At 47.8% G+C, this 18,634-nt stretch carries 15 protein-coding genes; all 15 read left to right on the top strand.

From position 1 onward, the window contains the following. Positions 1-36: 36 nt before the first annotated feature. The gene (locus tag Q7V32_RS14010) at positions 37-1,695 is read left to right on the top strand and encodes a cytochrome P450 (RefSeq protein ID WP_304897607.1); all 1,659 of its coding nucleotides are present in this window, start codon (positions 37-39) and stop codon (positions 1,693-1,695) included. Then, a complete protein-coding gene (locus tag Q7V32_RS14005) occupies positions 1,692-2,294 on the top strand; it encodes a nuclear transport factor 2 family protein (RefSeq protein WP_304897606.1) in 603 nt (200 codons plus the stop codon). Before Q7V32_RS14010 ends, Q7V32_RS14005 begins: the two co-directional genes overlap by 4 nt. A 79-nt stretch (positions 2,295-2,373) precedes the next feature. Then, a complete protein-coding gene (locus Q7V32_RS14000) occupies positions 2,374-4,611 on the top strand; it encodes a terpene cyclase/mutase family protein (RefSeq protein WP_304897605.1) in 2,238 nt (745 codons plus the stop codon). A gap of 52 nt (positions 4,612-4,663) precedes the next feature. After that, positions 4,664-6,058 carry an FAD-dependent monooxygenase gene (locus tag Q7V32_RS13995; protein WP_304897604.1) on the top strand — a complete coding sequence of 465 codons (1,395 nt, stop codon included), beginning with the start codon at positions 4,664-4,666 and terminating at the stop codon, positions 6,056-6,058. A 227-nt stretch (positions 6,059-6,285) separates the two neighbouring features. After that, positions 6,286-7,302 carry an NAD-dependent epimerase/dehydratase family protein gene (locus Q7V32_RS13990; RefSeq protein WP_304897603.1) on the top strand — a complete coding sequence of 339 codons (1,017 nt, stop codon included), beginning with the start codon at positions 6,286-6,288 and terminating at the stop codon, positions 7,300-7,302. Positions 7,303-7,338: 36 nt separating this feature from the next. Continuing rightward, positions 7,339-8,445: a Rieske 2Fe-2S domain-containing protein gene (locus Q7V32_RS13985; protein WP_304897602.1), complete on the top strand. Its 1,107-nt coding sequence runs from the start codon at positions 7,339-7,341 to the stop codon at positions 8,443-8,445. Continuing rightward, positions 8,405-11,179, top strand: a complete 2,775-nt coding sequence (gene bstA / locus Q7V32_RS13980; protein ID WP_304897601.1) for a sterol transporter cytoplasmic membrane protein BstA — start codon at positions 8,405-8,407, stop codon at positions 11,177-11,179. Before Q7V32_RS13985 ends, bstA begins: the two co-directional genes overlap by 41 nt. Then, positions 11,179-12,018: a sterol transporter periplasmic substrate-binding protein BstB gene (gene bstB, locus Q7V32_RS13975; RefSeq protein ID WP_304897600.1), complete on the top strand. Its 840-nt coding sequence runs from the start codon at positions 11,179-11,181 to the stop codon at positions 12,016-12,018. The genes bstA and bstB overlap by 1 nt, the downstream gene beginning before the upstream one ends. 34 nt (positions 12,019-12,052) lie before the next feature. Next, positions 12,053-12,820: a sterol transporter outer membrane protein BstC gene (gene bstC, locus Q7V32_RS13970; RefSeq protein ID WP_304897599.1), complete on the top strand. Its 768-nt coding sequence runs from the start codon at positions 12,053-12,055 to the stop codon at positions 12,818-12,820. A gap of 130 nt (positions 12,821-12,950) precedes the next feature. Continuing rightward, the gene (locus tag Q7V32_RS13965) at positions 12,951-13,235 is read left to right on the top strand and encodes a hypothetical protein (protein ID WP_304897598.1); all 285 of its coding nucleotides are present in this window, start codon (positions 12,951-12,953) and stop codon (positions 13,233-13,235) included. A gap of 341 nt (positions 13,236-13,576) precedes the next feature. Continuing rightward, complete coding sequence (locus Q7V32_RS13960) at positions 13,577-13,729, top strand: hypothetical protein (protein ID WP_304897597.1); 153 nt, start codon at positions 13,577-13,579, stop codon at positions 13,727-13,729. Positions 13,730-13,738: 9 nt separating this feature from the next. Further along, a complete protein-coding gene (locus Q7V32_RS13955; protein WP_304897596.1) occupies positions 13,739-14,266 on the top strand; it encodes a cytochrome C oxidase subunit II in 528 nt (175 codons plus the stop codon). Next, the gene (locus Q7V32_RS13950) at positions 14,263-15,888 is read left to right on the top strand and encodes a b(o/a)3-type cytochrome-c oxidase subunit 1 (RefSeq protein WP_304897595.1); all 1,626 of its coding nucleotides are present in this window, start codon (positions 14,263-14,265) and stop codon (positions 15,886-15,888) included. The genes Q7V32_RS13955 and Q7V32_RS13950 overlap by 4 nt, the downstream gene beginning before the upstream one ends. A 2-nt stretch (positions 15,889-15,890) precedes the next feature. Beyond that, positions 15,891-16,535 carry a cytochrome c gene (locus Q7V32_RS13945; RefSeq protein ID WP_304897594.1) on the top strand — a complete coding sequence of 215 codons (645 nt, stop codon included), beginning with the start codon at positions 15,891-15,893 and terminating at the stop codon, positions 16,533-16,535. 103 nt (positions 16,536-16,638) lie between these two features. Beyond that, positions 16,639-18,396 (top strand): FAD-dependent oxidoreductase, encoded by a 1,758-nt coding sequence (locus Q7V32_RS13940; protein ID WP_304897593.1) that lies wholly within the window; start codon positions 16,639-16,641, stop codon positions 18,394-18,396. The last annotated feature ends 238 nt before the right edge of the window (positions 18,397-18,634 follow it).

Raw genomic sequence — 18,634 nt, 5'->3', positions numbered from 1 at the left:
GCGTTCCTAAATGGATAAACACATCAAGATCGAGTTATGACTACGACGAATACCGAAAAACCAGATTCGCCAGGCAAAGTGCCGCCTAAAATGCCTCGCGCTTTGCCTTTGTTAGGCAATATGCTCGAATTCGGCAAAAATCCTTTCAGCTATATGATGGAGCTCAGAAAAACACTCGGGGAAATCGGTGAATTTCGTATGTTTCATCAAAAAATGGTGCTGATGACCGGGCCTGAAGCGAATGAGGCGTTTTTTCGAGCGCCAGATGCTCAGCTCGATCAAAGCCAAGCCTATAAAATCATGACGCCTATTTTTGGTAAGGGCGTGGTTTTTGACGCGCCTCCGCATAAAAAAGATCAACAGCTTAAAATGCTTATGCCGGTATTGCGTGACAAACCGATGCGCGGTTATGCTCAAGTGATTGTTCAGGAAGTCGAGCAAATGATTGCCGGCTGGGGCGACACCGGCGAAATTGACTTGCTTGAGTTCATGAAAGAACTCACCATTTACACCTCCAGCCACTGTCTGCTGGGGGATGAATTCCGCTATGAGCTGAATGAAGAATTTGCAAAAATTTATCACGATCTTGAAAAAGGCGTTAACCCACTGGCTTTTGTTTTTCCCTATTTGCCTTTACCCGTGTTTCGCCGCCGCGATAAAGCACGTGCCAGACTGCAGGAATTAGTCACCGGCATTATTGCCAAAAGAGCGCAAAAAACTGAAAAAAGTGAAGATGCATTTCAATTACTCATCGATGCAAAATATGATGATGGCAGCGGCTTATCGGCTCATGAAATAACCGGTATGTTGATCGGCACCATATTTGCCGGTCATCACACCACAGCAGGGACGGCAGCCTGGACCCTGCTGGAATTGGCGCGCCGACCGGCCTATATGGTTGAAGTGTTAAATGAGCTGGATGCGCATTTTGGCGTAGATGGCGAAGTTACGTTTCAATCTTTACGCGAAATTCCTATACTGGAAAATGTCATTAAAGAGGTGCTGCGCTTGCATCCACCCTTGATTTTTTTAATCCGAAAAGTGATGCAGGATTTTCACTTTAAAGATTATACCGTCAAGGCAGGAAAATACGTCTGCGCTTCGCCGCGAGTATCGCATCGTATCCCGGAGGTTTTTCCTGATCCGGAAAAGTTTGATCCTGATCGTTATTCAGAAACACGCCAGGAGGACGCAAAGCCCTTCAGCTGGATTGCCTTTGGCGGCGGCAAACACAAATGTTCCGGTAACGCATTTGCCATGTTGCAACTGAAAGCCATTTTTAGCATACTTTTGAGGCGTTACTCCTTTGAATTGATTGACGACAAGGATACTTATCAGGATGATTTTACCCAAATGGTCGTGCAGCCAATCTCGCCCTGCCGTGTTCGTTATATAAAACGTACAGACCTTAAAGCGGCTGCTGATAAATCAACTAATACTATCGTCCAGGATCGTAAGCCGCCAAGTCCGAGCTTTCAAATCAAATTAGATAGGGAGCTTTGCCAGGGACATGCAACCTGTATGACTGAGGCGCCGGAGCTTTTTCATGTTGACGATGCAGGTAATGTCACGGTGCTGCAAGAAAACCCTTCGCTGGATTTGCTGACAAAAGCCCGGCAAGCCGAAAAGTATTGCCCAACCAAGGCAATTAGTGTGAATTCTACTGAACCCAACCACTTAAAAGATAAAGAATGACCGCATATCCCCGAGCAGAACTTGAAGAAATGGTTGAGCGCTGGTTACAGGCAAATCGTAACGCTGAAAAGGAAGGTAACTGGCCCAAGTACTTGGGGGCTATGTATACCGATGATGCAGAATACCGCTGGAATATCGGACCTAATGAAGAGTTTGTCGCGCGTAGCCGTAAAGAGATAGAAGAATGGGCTTTAGGCGTGCAAATGGAAGGCTTTGAAGAATGGCGTTATCCGTACCACCGCATTTTAATCGACGAAAAACAGGGCGAAGTCATCGGTTTATGGCGCCAGGTATCGCCAGCCCTTCGCGAAGACGGTTCGCATTATGAAGTCGCTGGAATAGGCGGCTCCTGGTTTCGTTATGGGGGCAATTATAAATGGGAATGGCAACGTGATTTTTTTGATTTAGGTAACGTGAAAGCCTTGTTTTTTGAATTAGCTGCAGACGGTAAACTGGACCCTGCCGTGAAGAGAAAAATAGGCAAATTGGCCAAGGGGCAATTACTGCCCGGCCATGAGCGTTTGCGTGAACAACCCGGTTTATGGAAAAAACTGAAAGGTTTTATAGCAATGGTCCGAATCGCGCTATTTAATCAATAAATCATCAAAAATAGTTGCCATCCTTTCGAAGTCTGGCATGTTGCACACGTTAAGATAAAAAGTCATATCACACGAATCTATGCTGAATGTAAAACCGGGTTGGAAGAACTGGCATCTGCTCACTGAAAAAGGGAGGCAAATTTGGGCCTTCAAGCCGGACTCAAGCGATATCAATGACCATTTGCAAAATGCCGATAAGATTACCGATGAGGAAATAGCCCGGTTTGCTGAAGATTTTCAGTTTGATAAATCCGGCAATCCCAATTCGGGCGATAAGGTTTTTAGAAATACGGTCATAAACTCGAATTTTCGCGAATTTGACGGAAAAATACCCCAGTCAGAAAATCCTGAAGCGCAAAAAGTTATAGACGCGCTCATCAAGGGGATTAACTATTACGCCTATTTGCAAACTGAAGATGGCAATTGGCCGGGGGATTATGGCGGCCCTCTATTTCTTTTGCCCGGCTTGCTGATTGCGGCCTATATCTCGGAGACACCGTTCCCCAGAGCCCATCAGGAAATGATGAAGATTTACTTATTGAATCATCAAAATCAAGATGCCGGCTGGGGTATGCACATTGAAGGTGAATCGACGATGTTCGGCACGGTCATGCAATATGTTTCATTGCGTATTCTGGGCGTCGATAACAATCATGAGCAATTGGTCAAAGCCAGAACGTGGATAAAAACTAATGGCGGTGCAACCGGCATACCCTCTTGGGGAAAGTTTTATCTATCCATAATGAATCTTTATGACTGGCAGGGATTTAATAGCCTGTTCCCGGAAATGTGGCTATTTCCCAAGTGGCTGCCGGTTCACCCTTGGCGCTATTGGTGCCATAGCCGCATGGTTTATCTGCCCATGGCTTATTGCTATGCGCAGCGCATCAAAGCGCCGGAAAATGACCTGATTCTGTCATTGAGACAGGAAATTTATAACGAAGATTTCGCCACGATTGACTGGCCGAAACAACGTAATGCCGTTTGTGAAAAAGATTGCTATACCACGCCCTCACCGGTATTGAAGTGGATGAACTTTTTTACCAATGCTTATGAAAAAATCCCCTGCGGCTGGTTAAGAAAAAGGGCCATTGCCTTTATTTTAAAATATCTCAATGCGGAAGATGAGCAGACCCACTACATCAACATAGGCCCGGTTAATAAGGCCATTAATTCCATTTGTATCTGGCACGCCTTCGGTAAGGATTCGGAACAATTTAAAAAACACACGGCACGTTGGTATGATTATTTGTGGGTTGCCGAAGATGGTATGAAAATGAACGGCTACAACGGCTCTCAGCTTTGGGATACCGCTTTTGCAACTCGCGCGATGCTTGAAAGCGAATGTGGGAAACTTTTTCCTAAGACAATTGCAAAAAGTTATGAGTTTATCGAGTTTTCGCAAATCAAATCCGAACACTCGACGCATGCAGAATTTTTTCGTCATCCCATGATAGGCAGCTGGCCTTTTTCAACGGCAGAAAATGGTTGGCCGGTTGCCGATTGCACAGCGGAAGGTTTAAGCGCGACGCTGGCCATTCATTATTCAGGTTTGGTTCATCCAGCGATTGATGATATACGCATTAAAAAGGCCGTCGATGTCATTCTTTCGTATCAAAATGCCGATGGTGGATGGGCAACCTATGAGTTGACGCGAGCGCCTAAATGGCTGGAAAAGCTCAATCCTTCCGAAGTATTTGCCGACATTATGATTGATTATTCATGGACAGAATGCACGGCAGCTTGCGTAATTTCATTAGTGGAATTTCATGAAGCTTATCCTGAGTATAAAAACAGCGAAATACGTAATGCCATCAGTTCCGGCATCCATTTTATTATTAAACAACAAAAACCGGATGGATCCTGGTATGGTGGCTGGGCGGTCTGTTTTACTTACGCCACCTGGTTTGGTGTCGAGGCTATCAGTAAGGCCAAAGGCAAAAGCTTTTATGACGATGATGTTTTGTCAGCCAGTATCAACAAAGCCTGTACCTTTTTAGTAAATAAGCAAAAAACGGATGGCGGTTGGGGAGAAACTTTCGAATCGTGTTCGAAGCTGGTCTATACCGAGGCAGAGACTTCTCAATCCGTTAATACCGCCTGGGCATTATTGACCCTCATGGCGGCTGATTTTGGCGATAAAAGTATTATCGAATCAGGTATTAATGTGTTGTTGAGCAGACAGACTGATATCGGTGATTGGCCCCAAGAAAATATTTCCGGTGTTTTCAATTATAACTGTATGATTACCTACGCAAACTATAGGAATATATTCCCTATCTGGGCATTAAATCGATACTCTAGCCGTTATGTTTAGGGATGATAAATAAATCAACGCAGTTAAAAGTATGTGGATCAAGTAGCTCAATATGAAATCAGAGTTTGATATTTGCATTATCGGTGCAGGCATGGCGGGCGCCACCATCAGTGCTTATCTCGCTCCAAAAGGCATTAGGATCGCTTTAATCGATCATTGCTATAAAGAGAAAAAGCGTATCGTCGGTGAGTTGCTGCAACCAGGCGCCGTGTTGTCGCTTGAGAAAATGGGTCTTAAGCATTGTCTGGATGGTTTTGAAGCTCAGCGGGTCAATGGTTATGCCCTGCTGCAAGGTAACGAAGAAACGACTATTCCATATCCTCAACAGCTTGAGGGAGTCGGTTTGCATAATGGCCGGTTTTTGCAGCAAATAAGAGCCTCTGCGCTGCAAAACGAATCAGTCACACAAATCCATGGAAAGGCGTTGCAACTTCTCGAAAATGAAAAGAATGAAATTATCGGCGTGAGTTACCGGGAATCGCATACGTCTCAGATAAAGTCTGTTTATGCCCCTTTAACCATTACCAGCGACGGATTCTTTTCAAATTTCAGAGCGCATCTCAGTAATAACGAAAAAACTGTAACGTCTTATTTCATAGGCTTGATTTTAAAAGACTGTGACATGCCTTTTCCGCAACATGGCCATGTGTTTTTATCGGGTCCGACGCCCTTTATCTGTTATCCGATTTCCAATAATGAAGTCAGGCTTTTAATCGATTTTCCCGGTGATCAGTTACCTAGAAACTTTTTGCTGAAAGAGCATTTAGAGACCAATGTAACGCCTTATATTCCCGACTGTATGGCTAAAAGTTACGCACAAGCTTTACAGGAAGGAGGGTTTAAGGTCATGCCAAATCATTACATGGCGGCAAAACCCAAAATAAGAAAGGGTGCTGTGATGCTGGGAGACGCCTTGAATATGCGCCATCCCTTAACCGGAGGCGGATTGACCGCGGTGTTTTCCGATATTGAAATATTGAGTGCGCATTTACTGGCCATGCCTGATTTTAGTAATAACGATTTGCTTCACGAAAAAATCGAAGCCTATTATCAAGACCGAAAAATAGCCAATGCCAATCTTAATATTCTTGCCAACGCGCTGTATGCCGTCATGTCGAATGATTTGCTTAAAATGGCGGCGTTCAAATTTCTACAGTGCGGAGGTCCCAACGCACAGGAATCGATCGCTGTTTTAGCCGGTCTGAACAGAAAACATTTTTCATTGATCAAACAATTCTGTTTTTTGGCGGTATTCGGTGCCGGCAATTTAATCCGTCACAATATTTCGAATATACCTAAGGCAGTAAAACTGCTTTTAGATGCGTTTACCATTATCAAGCCATTGATAAAAAATGAGATTCCGTTGTTTTCATTTTTGTATCCTTTTCAAGCGAAAATTAAATCTTTTGCCTATTTCGGGTATGGCGCAAATATTGACAGATCTTAAGGCATGAGGATTTCGAACCACGTTGTCCTCGCGCTTGTTGCCCGGCAAAAGGTTAATAATTTTAAGTGAACTCCGAGTTTATTATGCCAAATACCGAGAGCAGAATAATTTACACCTTTGTTCCAGTTGATTTACTGGACCGTTTTTAAAGCAATGACTATGACATCCAAATCTCTTGTTCTGTTCTTCCTGCTGGATAATGGCTGGCGCTTACTTGAGTTAATGCAATGAGCGCAGGTATCTCGCTCGTTACAGGTGCCACCGGTCACTTAGGCGCTAACCTCGTTCGCCGCCTGCTTGAAGAAGGCGAGCAAGTTCGGGTGATGATGCGGGCCGAACGCGATAACGGGGCATTGGATGGCCTGAATGTGGAGCGTGTGTTCGCTGATCTGCGTGACGGCGAGGCGGTATCGAACGCTTTGCGGGGTTGTGCCCGTGTTTATCATTGTGCGGCATTGGTTTCTACCATTGAAGGAAATGCAGTCCATAAACGCGAAATTTTCGAAACCAACGTCAAAGGAACAATCCATATCCTGCAGGCTGCCGAGCGCCATGGAATCGACAAGGTGGTTGTGTCCGGTTCGCTCAGTGCCACCGGATATGAACCGGATCGTTCCAGCCACGAGGACATGCCGTTTTATCCATTCGACCGACATTTGCCCTATGGATTTACCAAGCATCTGACCGAGCATGAATGTCTTAAGGCCCACGCCAACGGTCTCAATGTGGTCGTCGCGACCTCCTGCGCCATCATCGGCCCTCACGATTACGTGCCCTCACGCATGGGCCGCGTACTCATTGATTATGCGCATGGTAATTTGCGCGCCTACATTCCCGGTGGTTTCGAATTCGTATCCAGCCGGGATATTGCTGAAGGCCACCTTTTAGCGATGCGACAGGGTCGCTCCGGGCAGAAATACATATTCAGCACCAGCTATGCCAGCGTCGACGACCTGATGGAGATGTTCAGGGAAGTTACCGGCCGTCCTTTGCCCGGTCTGAAATTGTCTCCTTATCTGATGGCCATGTTGGCCCAAGTGGCAGACAAGACGTGGTATAAGGTATTTCCCAACCTGCCCAGACGCTTTACGCCGGGTGCGGTGCGCTTGCTTCAGATGCGGCGACGTGCTGGTCATGAAAAGGCGAAACAGGAATTGGGCTATCAGCCCACTCAATTGTCCCAAGCCGTGCAAGAAGCCTACGATGATTTCGTCCGCAGGGGCTTAATCGTTACTGCTAGGTAAATAGCCCCCTCTTAACCACATAACCGAGTTCCGAAAATGAAGAATGCTCAGACGAAATCCCCACCCCCTTCCTTTTCTGAAGCTAAAAATTCGCGGCAAAAAGCACGTGCGGCCGGTATGGATCCGAATCGCTGGTATGTAGTGGAATACGACAGTGCAGTAAAAAAAGGCCAGGTCAAAGAGGTGATTTTCTCCAATACCTCTATTGCTCTTTTTCGCGGTGAAGATGGTGAACTCGCGGCTCTTCGTAATCTCTGTATGCACCGTCAGCTAAAATTGACCCATGGCGCGGTAGACAAGTGCACTTTGCGTTGCTCTTACCATGGCTGGGCTTACAACAGGGAAGGCTGGCTGGAGGACTACTCACACGACAATTTTGGTAACCCGTTGATTAAGAAACAATTACGGACTTATCCCGTGCAAGTCCGCTACGGTCTTATCTGGCTGTTTCCCGGTGAACCTGAACTTGCCGTTGAACAAAAGATACCGGAAATACCCGAACTTACCGGCACTGATACCTGGGCTAACTTCGCTGTGGATTATACCTGGCGCACGCATCACTCAATGGTGATCGAGAATATATGCGATTTCTCTCATGCCTTCCTGCACAGGAAATACAAACCTTTTATTGATGCCAAACTGACCCATCATGAAAATAATGAAGATAGGGTGTATTTGACTTACGACGCGTATATGGCCGGTGGCCGGATTTCCGGGATTTTCGTTGACCGCAAACGTGTCAATACCCGTTCCATCGAGTTGTGCTATGAATATCCGTATCAATGGACCAATACCGGGGACAGTATCAAGAATTGGTCGTTTATGTTGCCCATTGATGAGCGCACCACGCGAGTTTTTTTCCTGTTTTATTTCGATGCGCTCATCATTCCGCTGATTTCGTTAAAAACGCCTAAGTGGCTGACCCAAATGGTACTGAATATCGCCAAACCTTTGGTATTCAAACCCATCCTCAATGAAGACGGTGTTGCCCTGGAAGCTGAACAATTAGGTTATGAATCTTATTGGGATGCTCCTCCCATCGAACTCAATCCTGTGGTACCCCTGTTCCAGAGATTGACCGCACGCAAGTGGGAAAACCATCTTGAGCGCGCTAAAACTGCTCAAGTTGGTAGTCCGAATTGATTTAAACAGTTTTCTTTCTATGAATATCAACCAGCGTGTTGCCACGATTGCAGAATGCTTTGCCCGAAATCCCAAGAAGATCTTGGGGCTGGCCTTGGTTTTGTCGATACTGGCCGGTTTGGCAACGGCACAACTTCCGGTCCACACCTCGCGACAAGCTTTGCTCCCTCAGAACACTGCAGTCGCCGGGCGCTTTAACGACTTTTTGAAAAACTTTGGCGCAGCTTCGGATCTGATAGTGGTTCTGGAGGGTGCTCCGCGCAATGAATTGGAATCATTTGCCAACGATCTGGCCGCCAGATTGAGGCCGGAACCGGAAATCGGCCAAGCAACCTCACGTCTCGATATCGCGTTTTTTCTGGACCATGCTTACCTACTGATGCCGCCTGAGGGCCTTGACAAGCTTGCAGCCATAGCGGGCCAGCCTTCCTTAATTCATGGCGGGTTGGAAGAGAGTCTGCTCAAAGCATTAAGTTGGAGCAAAGGCAGTTCTCCGTTGGGAGGGACAGACATTGACCTGAAGACGGCCGAAACAAGTCTGAATATAACCGCTTTTTTCCTGGAAGAATGGCTGCGCTGGCTGTCCTCCGAAAGTGTTCCTGAAGGCGTTGACTGGAACAGCTTGCTCGTTAAAAATGGGGCAGGAGGCATGAACGATGGTTACTTTACCTCGCGTGACGGGCGGATGTTGTTTTTGTTTGTCCACCCTAAAAACCCTTCGGGAGACTTCGAGAATCTTGGCCCCTTCGTCGACAAGGTCAAACACATATCGGCGGAGTTGGCTGAGCAAGCTAAAGCTTCCGGCCGAACCCCGCCCACTTTGGGTTTAAGCGGGTTGCCTGCCATCGAGTATGAGGAATATGTCAACCTTCGCAAGGACATGGTGCTGGTGACATTGACTTCCGCCTGTCTGGTCGCCGCCCTGATTCTGCTGGTGGTAAGAAGCTTGCGCTGGGCTGCGCTGATTTTCATCCCTATGGGGCTGGGCGTGCTCTGGAGTTTGGGTTTGGCCTTGCTCACGGTCGGTCATCTCAATATGATCACCGCAGCCTTCATCGCTATTTTGTTCGGTCTTGGCGCGGACTACGGTATTTTTACGTCCTCACGTATCGCCGAAGAACGTCGTAAAGGTAAATCGTTGATTAAAGCCATAGGCGTTGGCGTCGGCTCATCTTTTACAGCAGTGCTAACAGCGGGTGGAGCTTCTTTACTGATCTTCAGTGTCCTGGCTACGGTTGACTTTCCCGGTTTTGCCGAACTGGGCGTCATAGCGGCCTTGGGTGTTTTGATGATTCTGATCAGTACCTGGATGGTTCAGCCTGCTCTCTACGTTTTACTCCCGCCTAAACTCAGCGATACCTCCGCACTAGCTAAGCCTTCATTTTCGGTCGGTACACGCAAATCAATCGCTGCATTTCCAATGCCTGTCGCGCTGGTCCTTGTGATAATAGCCATAAGCGGTGCTGTCTTTGGCGGGTTCAAGGGCTCAGCTATTCAATTCGACTACGATGTGTTGGCCATGTTGCCTAAAGATTCCCAAGCGGCCTATTACCAGCAGCGGATGGTAGCGGAGAGCGATTACCAGGCGGAAGTCATTGTTTTTACTGCTAAAGACTTGCCGGAAGCCCGGCGTATCACTAGCGAGGCTGGCAATCTCAAGACAATAGCCCAAGTGCAGTCGCTGACTAATCTGTTTCCAGTAGACGCTGATCAACGCCTGCAAAAAGCGGTGAGTATTGGTGAAGCGTTTTCCCGTACAGACTCTGCCAAACAGATCGCCGGACTGACTGAGTCGGGCCTTTCTGTAAAATCATTCGAGTTATTGCAAGCGTTATTGCAAAACAGCGCAAGTGTGATAGACGAAGCTCAGGAGCAGGCCTTTTCCACAGGGCATTCCAATCTGGTCGAAAGTCTGGAAGAAATGCGCGGACAGCTTTCGGCCATTTCAGATAAGCTCGCCACAGAGGGTGAACAGGGCCGGGTGCGTAGCGAGAGTTTTTTGCGTGCTTTATTGTCCGGAGCGGATACCGGGCTCAAGATAATCAATGCATGGCGGCAGGCTCAACCGCTTGTGCCGAATCAATTGCCGCTCGCATTGCGTGACCGTTTCTTCGCTGCTGACGGCAGTATCGCGGTATATGCTTTTCCAGCAAAAACCGTGTATGACCCCGCCAATCTGGATGCGCTGATCCGCGATGTTTATAGCGTTTCACCCGATGCGACCGGCTTTCCGACAACTCATCAAGAGTTTGCCAAGGCTGTGGTTGAAAGTTTCACACACGGCACGCAGTTGGCTCTAGGATTATGTTTACTTTGGGTCATGGCGGCGACACGCAGCATGCGCGGTTTTGCGTTGGCAGCGCTGCCCTTGTTAATCGGCGGGGGCTGGATGCTCGGAATAATGGCACTGGCAGGCATGAGTTACAATTACGCCAATATCGTTGCCTTGCCCTTGGTCATCGCGTTGGCAGTCGATTACGGTGTTTGGTTCAGCTACCGCTGGAATGAATTAAAGAGCCATACGCCGTTGCAAGTCAGTCTGAACGTCGGTAAAACCATCGGTTTGGCCGCCGGTACATCTTTGGCAGGTCTGGGCGCTATCACCTTGGCCAGTTACAGGGGCGTATCCTCTTTGGGGCTGAGTATAACCATAGGATTGGTATGCTGCCTGACTGCAACCCTCGTCGTGGCTCCTGCCATTGGACAATTACTTGATTTCAAGAGAAAACCCTAATGCAAAAAATCTGTCTCTTTATTCTTTCCGGCTTGGCGGCTTCCTTTGTTACTAATGCCGCACCCAATCCGGAAATGATAGTGGTGTGCTATCCCGGCGGATCGGTCAATGAAAAAGACGCCAACGGTGCAATGACTTCGATGTTGCGCGTGGTTGAACGTGTAGGGCAATGGCAGGAGAACAGCTTTAACAGTCTATTTACGGCTAAATCGGACGAATGCAGAAAACAGATGGCCGACAATAAACCCAAATTCGCCATCACCTCTTTGGGGCTATTTCTGGAATTGCGCAATCAACACAATCTGGTGCCTGTGGTTCAGCCCAAAATTAAAGGCCTTACCCATGAACGTTATCGGGTAATGGTCCAGAAAGACAAGTTCAAGAACCTGGATGAGCTTAAAGGTAAAACGCTGGGCGGCACGGTCTTGGAAGAATCTTCCTTCATCGGCAAAATCGTTTTTGCCGGAAAATACGATCCGGACACTTTTTTTGTTTTACAAAAGTCTAATCAGGCAATCCGTGCCCTGCGCTCTTTAAATAAAGGAGAGCTGGATGCGGTCATCTTGAACGAGCAGCAATTTGGCGGACTGTCTTCGCTCCAAATGGATACGACTCTTGACGCTGTCTTTACCTCCGAGGAAATTCCACTGATGGGCGTTGTCGCCAACAGCGCCACCACGACTGCGGACGAGCGCGTCCGTTTTGGCAAGGCATTGGAAGGCATGTGTTCCGATAGCGAGGGCAAAAAGCTATGTGAGCTATTCGGGGTGGAAGCCTTTGCTACTGTCGACTCTGCAGTGTTTGAACCCATGATCAAACTGTGGGCGACCGGGCAATAAGATGGTGTATAACATCCGGATTTTTCCGCATTTAATGTTGATATTCCTGACCGGCTGCACCGGTTTGCCGCGTGACCAGGTGCAGATAGCATTGCCTGATGATTGTCCTAATCTCTCTGCTGTGTCTTTGGTCGAAGAGCAAAACCAGTTGGGCCCCTTGACGGATACTCATACCTTAGCTTGCGCACTGACCGTTCTTCGCAATACTCAAGATCCTGCGGTGCTTGGTACCTCGCTGGGAAGCCGCCTATCTCTGCTCTTGGCCGAACGCGAAGTGGACCAAAACAAGCGCGAGAAATTGGCTGCCGAAGGGGTTGGCTTTGCCGAAGCCGCTTTGCAACGAGGAGGACGCGGTGATGGAGCGGTGCATTACTATTTAGCGGCCAATCTCGGTCTTTCGGTTCGCGAACATATTACCCTGGCCATGAGGAACCTTGGCCGTCTGGAAGACGAGATGAAGCAAGCGGTGGCTTTGAATCCGGACATTGATAGTGGCGGTCCGCTAAGACTATTGGGAATGCTTTATCTCAAGGCGCCGTCTTGGCCCAATGGTATCGGAGACATCGACAAGGCGTTGGAGCTGTTGGAAAAAGCCGCCAGGGAACATCCAGATCATCCGCTTAATCACCTGTTTTATGCCCGAGCGCTTTGGGCCGAGGGCGACGAAGCAAATCTAACCCAGATTAAAGCCGAATTGGCGCAAGCGGAGAAGCTTTTGGAAGAAGGTGATTGGGGATATAACAAAAATTCCTGGAAAAACGAATTCGCCGAATTTGCGCAAGAGTTTAAGCCAGTTGATTAATAGTGAGAGAAAGCATTCAATTTTTGTTTCTGCTCACCCCCTCCAATTTTAGTGGTTGTAGGTGGTTGATTGAAAATGCTTCTGCAACAGGGATGTTGCAGAGAGCTACAGGGACGCATTTACGCGTCCTTTGAAATCAAGCACCTACACCCTTAATTCAAAGCGGGCGAGTAGTTTCAAAGAAAATAATTCATTTCAAGACGGTTTTACCAGCAATTCTCAATTTGAAGAGAAAAAGGGCTTGGGGAAGCTTTTTGAGGATGTCGGCAGCAGGGCAGATTTTTATTCCGGACAATATCTGCATTTCCACCGTCCTTGGCGGTCAGATGCTGCTGTCAAGCCTCCATGGAAGGGTTTACGGCGTTCCTCAAAAGGCTTTCCCCAGCCCAAAATGACGCCGAAAAGATCAAACTGAGAATTGCTGCGGTTTTACTGTCCGGCTTTACAAATTTAGGTCCAGTACATTAGGATGCACCCATAATTACAATAAAAACTGTGTGTATACTTTTCGCACTTCAAATACGCTACCTCAATTCACGGGCCTGTTGATGGTCTATATGGCTTTAGCAATTGGCCAATGCCGGGTTAAGCATGGGATTAGAGGGCAGAAGAATGATACTTGGAGTGCGATGACTATAATTAAGCCCCTCGCTAAAAGACATGCCATTGCCGATTTGATAATAATTTCGTCAGATCAACGCAAATCATCGAATCCATAAGTTCACAATTATTTTTTAATCATTCAAGGGGAAGGCCATGAATCAGCTGAGTGAAGAAGAGCGCAAACGAATTCTCGAAAGCGCGCCGGTAGGCACCTGGGTGCTGTTATTGACAGTAGGGGCTACGATGGTTGTCGCCTGGCTGTTTTTGTATTATGGCGTTTTTTTACCGCGCGGCGGCATTCAATAGGGGGCGGAGATGCATATTGATCCTTTAGAGAGGAAATGGGCTTATACGGCCCTGGGTATGGCGGGGCTTTTTGTCAGCATCATTATGGTTGATGCATTGATCCATGGAATCAATGCGCCCAGTCATGTTGAAACGATTGATTCGGCGCGCTTACATTTGAGCGAGGAATTTGCCGAAGATAATCTGGGCGTCAAGGTTGATGCTGAAGGCGCAATCACGGTAAGAATGGTGGCTGGCCGTTATTCATTTTATCCCAAACACATTGCTGTGCCTTCGGAAACCAAAGTGACGTTTAGATGGGTCAGTACCGACGTATTGCACGGCGTCCATATCCCTATGACGAATATGAGCACAATGATTGTGCCGGGCTATGTGGCTCAGGTTACAACCTCTTTTCCAAAACCAGGGGAGTACCCTGTTTTGTGCAACGAATATTGCGGATTGGGTCATGATCATATGTGGAGCAATATTTCTGTCGTCGCCAAGGAAAACTGGACGGCACCGACCAACGCGCCTGTTACCGGAGATGCGAAATGAATGATGCGGTAGAAAATAAATTTATTTTGAGCCACTTATGGGTTGCCTTTGGCGCTTTCATACTGGCGTGTTTTATGGGGGTTTATCAAGTCCTTGAACGTAGCGGATTTATTGAAGCACTGACTTCTCCTTCCGTGTATTTTGCCTCGGTGAGTACCCACGGCGTGTTGATGGCTTTTGTCCTGACCACCTTTTTTATTATGGGATTTGGGTATTATGTTGCATCGACCAGCTTGAAAATACCGATCTGGAATAAACCCCTGGCTTGGACTGGATTCTCGATTGCGTTAGGCGGCACAGTGCTGGCGGCGATTCCCTTATTGATAGGCAAAGCATCGGTTCTTTACACCTTCTATCCTCCGCTGCTGGCCCACGTCTCTTTTTATATCGGAGCGACATTGCTGGTTGTGGGGTCGTGGTTTTGGTGCGCCATCATGGTGGTGATGTTCTACCAATGGAAAAAAGCGAATCCCAATCAACCGGTGCCGTTGGCTATGTTTGCGACGACTGCCAATGCCTTGTTATGGTTATGGACCAGTGCGGGAGTGGCATTGGAAGTTTTGTTTCAGTTGATACCGTTGGCTTTGGGCTGGATGGATACCATTGATCCGGGTCTGGCTAGAACGCTATTTGCATGGACTTTGCACCCGATTGTTTACTTTTGGTTGATTCCTGCTTACACCGCATTTTATGTGTTCGTGCCCAAACAAGCCGGGGGATTTCTGTTTAGCGATGAAATGGCGCGAGTTGCCTTTATTATTCTGGTGGTGTTCGGATTGCCTATCGGCTTTCATCATTTATACATGGATCCTGAGCAAGCCAGCGGCTGGAAATTGCTGCATGCCTTCGGTACCTTTGTGGTCAGTTTTCCGACCCTGATTACCGGATTTACCGTCATCGCATCTTTGGAAATTGCCGGTCGCTTGCGAGGTGGAAAAGGCCTGTTCGGCTGGATCGGTACTTTGCCGTGGACAAATCCCATGACGCTGTCTGTGATTTTGTCGCTACTGATGTTGATATTCGGTGGCTTTGGCGGTTTGGTTAATGCCAGCTATGCAATGAACGCGATGATTCATAATACGGCATGGGTTCCCGGCCATTTTCACCTCATTTTTGGTGGAACAACCATTATCATGTATTTCGCTATTGCTTATTATTTCTGGCCGATTTTGACCCGCAAACCGTTGTTTTCGGATTCGCTGGCGCTGATTCAGCTCTGGACCTGGTTTATTGGTATGGCCATTATGACAACGCCTTGGCATGTGCTGGGCTTGTTGGGTCAGCCGCGCCGAATTTCCAGCGTGGCGTATAACAGTCTGTTGACTCTATCCTGGGATCCTTACGAATTTGTCATGATTTTCGGCGGATTTGTGTTGTTGGGTTCAGCCTGTCTGTTTATCTACAATCTGGCCAAAACTCAGTTGAGTTCCGCGTCTGCCGAGTTTGTTCAGCAAGTCGAATATGCTGAACCGATTCATGCGGTCGAATCGTTACCCGAATATCTCAATGACTTTAAACTTTGGAACAAGGTGATTGCCGTACTGATGTTTATCAGTTTCGGGGTGCCGATTTTACAATTTTTCTTTATGGATACCTTTGGTTCAAGCGGTTGGGGTTATTGATCATGAAACATATTATTCTGTTTATTTCTTTACTCGCCCCTGTGCTCGCTAATGCAGGCCCTTCGACCGAGGTTGCCTGGACACCGGAAACACTTAATCTGGTCAAAAAAGGTGATCTGGCCAAAGGAAAAAAGCTGGCCGAATCCTGTGCCGGCTGCCATGGCGAAAACGGTGTTAGCGCACTGTCAGAGTATCCGTCACTGGCTGGGCAAGTTGCCAATTACACCTACAAGCAATTAATGGATTATGCCAAAGGTCACAGAGTCAATACATTAATGACATCCATTGCCGGCGGTTTGAGCGAGCAAGACGCCGCCGATTTGGCTGCCTGGTTCAGTTCCTTGACGCCACCTCCGGCAAAGCAAGGCGATAAAGAATTGGCCAAAGCGCAGCAATTGGTTGAGGCGGGCGACGGCAAGCGGATTATTCCACCCTGTTTTACCTGCCACGGTGGTAATGGTCGAGGCGAAAAGATGGATGTTCCTGCACTGGCCGGTCAACAAGCTGACTATACGGCGAATACCTTGTTGGCTTATAAAAAAGGCGAGCGTCACAACGATATCTACAGCCGTATGAGGTTGATAGTCCAGCAACTCAGTGATGATGAAATTAAAGAGCTGGCGCAGTATTATCAACAAATGCATTGATTATCCCCCTCGCAGGGTAAAGAAGGTTTTACCCTGCCATTCACCTCTCGACAGACAAGTTGATACTTGTCTGTCGCTATCCAAAAGCGAGGCACCCTGATCCATGACCGGTAAACGTATTTTGATCGTCGGAGGCGTTGCTGGCGGCGCCAGTTGTGCGACACGGATTCGGCGCTTGTGCGAAGAATACGAGATCATCATGTTTGAAAAAGGTTCCTACGTTTCATTTGCTAATTGCGGTTTGCCTTACTTTATCGGCGATGTGATCGTTGAAGAAGAAAAACTGTTGGTTGCAACGCCTGAGCTGTTCAAGAACCGGTTCAATATTCAGGTTTGTTCGGATACCGAAGTTTTAGCGATTGACAGGGATTTAAAAACCTTGACCGTGCGCGACCTTAAAACGGGCGTCGATAGAATCGAGCCCTATGATGCGTTGGTATTATCAACGGGTTCCAGCGCCGTTTGGCCTTTGATAGAAGGCATCGATTTGCCCGGCATTCATGCGTTAAGAACCATACCGGACAGCCGTAAAATAAGATCAGAACTGCCGGATATGAAACATGCCGTGGTCATGGGCGCAGGTTATCTGGGGCTGGAGCTTGCCGAGAATTTGGTCAAACGCGGGGTCAAGGTGACTGTTCTGCAATCATCAGGTCAAATCATGCCTACGCTGGATCTTGAAATGGCCCGATTCATGACCACCTATTTAATTCAGCAGGGTATTGATCTGCGTTTGAATGCAAAGGTTATAAAATTTCAGAGAAATGCCGATGATCGTCTTGAAGTATCATTGACAGAGGGTGGGTCGATAACCACCGATGCCGTGATGATTTCCATTGGCGTGAAGCCGCAGACGACACTTGCCGTTCAGGCAGAATTGAGTCTGGGTGAGCAGGGCGGAATTCGCGTCAATGAGTTTTTGGAGACCTCCGATCCCTTTATCTGGGCCGTGGGTGATGTCATAGAAGTCAAGAATGTGCTGACCGGCCAATGGCAGCTGTTTCCATTGGCGGGACCTGCCAACCGTCAAGGACGTATCGCGGCTGCTAATATTGTGGCTAAGCTGTCGGGCAAAACACCGCCAATGACTTACCGGGGTGTTCAGGGGACTTCTGTATGCGGACTGTTTGGCGTTACTGTTGCCACAACAGGTGTTAACGAAAAAATGCTGAAAGCCGCCGGCATGACCCATTTTGAAAAAGTGTATCTGCATCCCGGCAACCATGTCGGCTATTATCCCGGTGCCAAACCCATTCACATCAAATTGTTGTACGACACTCGCAACGGCATGATTCTGGGTGCCCAAGCGCTGGGTGAATCCGGTGTAGCCAGACGTATTGATGTCATAGCGTCATTCATTCAGATGGGCGGTACCGTGTATGATCTGGAAGAGGCCGAACTGTGTTATGCGCCTCAATTCGGAGCAACCAAAGACCCGGTCAATCTGGCGGGCATGATTGCTGCCAATCAGTTGCGCGGCAATCATCCATTGGCAAAATGGGAGGAATTGTTTGACAGCAACACGCACGTCAGTGAAGATCAGGATGAAGCTGGTCAATGGCTTTCTTTGATCCTGCAAGATCCCTATGAACAAGCCCAGATTGTTGATGTACGTACCGAGGCCGAATTTGCTCAGAAGCATATTCCGGGAGCAGTGAATATTCCATTGGATGCTTTAAGGCAGCGGCTTGATGAATTATCCAGGGAAAGAGAGGTTTGGGTGGTCTGCGGCGTCGGGCAACGAGCCTATAATGCTACGCGCATTTTGCAGCAGCACGGTTTTGACGTAAAAAATCTGTCAGGCGGCATGCAGACGTATGCGACATTTGAAGAGTTTGATCCATCAAAACGTTCTTTGTAAGTATCTGCTCATCCCTCCAAATGCTATGAGTTAAAGCCATCGCAATAACTCGATAGGCTGCAGTAATTCCCCGTTTGAGCTTTTTACTCCCTTTATACTCAAAAAATGGTTAACTTTATGAAGGTATGGGGTGTGGCTAGCGAGGATGTCGGCAGCAGGGATTGCTGCCGTCAAGCCCCCATGGAGGGGTTCACGGCGGTCCTCGATAGACACATCCCATACCTTCTATTCTTAGACG

The organism is Methylicorpusculum sp. (genome assembly GCF_030651835.1).
Lineage (GTDB): Bacteria > Pseudomonadota > Gammaproteobacteria > Methylococcales > Methylomonadaceae > Methylicorpusculum.
Note: the sequence above shows the minus strand (reverse complement) of the source record. Positions and strands in the feature narration are given on the sequence as shown.